Genomic DNA, 401 nt, shown 5'->3' with positions numbered 1-401 from the left:
CCTCCGTGGGCTCGAAAGAGGTGAGGATACGCTTCCGCTGCTCAGCCGACGCCCTGGCCGCGTGCCGGTCGAGATACCAGCCGAGATGCTTGCGCGCCTGGCGCAGCCCGCTTTCGACGCCGTAGAGCGAGAGCATTTCCTCGTAATGCGCAACGACGTAGTCGGCGAGCGCTTGCGGCGTTTCGGGAATGTCGTGCGTCGATGTATCGGCGGCAGCCGCGGCGACGCTGCCTGCGACCCACGGCGCGCCATAGTGCGCGCGGCCGATCATCACCGCGTCGGCGCCCGACTGTTCGAGGATCGTCGCCGCCTCTTCCGGCGAGCCGACGTCGCCATTGGCCACCACCGGGATAGAGACCGCTTGCCTGACACGGGCAATGGCCCGCCAATCGGCCTTGCCT

The 401-nt window shown here is 68.1% G+C and carries 1 protein-coding gene; it reads right to left on the bottom strand.

All coding sequences use genetic code 11. The annotated features are described in order from the left end of the window. The coding region (locus EOA38_RS38800) for a tRNA-dihydrouridine synthase (protein WP_189435295.1) at window positions 1–401 on the bottom strand (401 nt) is incomplete at both ends.

The organism is Mesorhizobium sp. M1E.F.Ca.ET.041.01.1.1, assembly GCF_003997355.1.
GTDB lineage: Bacteria > Pseudomonadota > Alphaproteobacteria > Rhizobiales > Rhizobiaceae > Mesorhizobium.
Note: the sequence above shows the minus strand (reverse complement) of the source record. Positions and strands in the feature narration are given on the sequence as shown.